This is a genomic window from Acinetobacter lwoffii, from assembly GCF_022809915.1.
GTDB lineage: Bacteria > Pseudomonadota > Gammaproteobacteria > Pseudomonadales > Moraxellaceae > Acinetobacter > Acinetobacter lwoffii_M.
The window spans coordinates 1-770 of sequence record NZ_JALGQY010000094.1 but is presented as its reverse complement, the minus strand read 5'-3'; the positions used below and the strand labels follow the sequence as shown (position 1 = coordinate 770).

Genomic DNA, 770 nt, shown 5'->3' with positions numbered 1-770 from the left:
ATATGCCGCTCGACCAGCTGGCCTTGAGCATTAAAAAACAGCGTCGTTGGCAGGCCAAAACTATTCAGCTGCTGGGGTAGTTCACCATATGGGTCCAGCAGGACATGTTTAAATTGAAACTGATGTTTTCTTAAATAGGCATTTACGGTCGCTACCTCCTCACCCTGATTGAGCATGACAAAATTCACTTGAGGATGCTGCTTGGCAGCCTTTGCCAACACCGGCATTTCGCGGTGACACGGCGGACACCAGCTCGCCCACATATTAATTACCGTGGGCTGGCCAATGAATTGGCTGAGTGAAATCTTGTCTGTACCCAGACGCTCCTGTTCTAATCCAGCAAAGACTAGATCAGGAAACGCCACTTCAGTTTTTAGACTGGATTTAAATGCGAGCCCAAGCCCGATCCAAAGTATAAAGATGATCAACAAGATGGCTTTGAATCGGATCTGCAACTGTCTGTTGCGAATGAGATACCACAAAGCACCAATCAGCACCCCTCCCCATAAATGAAAACCCTTATCCTGGATTTTCAGTATGTCGATGGGTGCTGCAAAATACAGCTCGGCATTGAGCAGGACGAAAACAAGACGTGCACCCAGCATCCCCAGCAAAAAACTGCTCCAGAGTACATCCTGACTTTGTCCAAGCTGCTGTTTAGACCATGAATACTTTCTGGCTAATCCAAACAGGACGGCAGATAACAGCATCAAGCCAGTGGCAACAATTATGAGTGTCCAGGGCAACATCAAAGGTCCCAGATGTAGCGC

The 770-nt window shown here is 47.7% G+C and carries 1 protein-coding gene; it reads right to left on the bottom strand.

Going from position 1 to position 770, the window contains the following annotated elements:
• The coding region (locus MTX11_RS16570; protein ID WP_243475625.1) for a TlpA disulfide reductase family protein at positions 1-770 on the bottom strand (770 nt) is incomplete at both ends.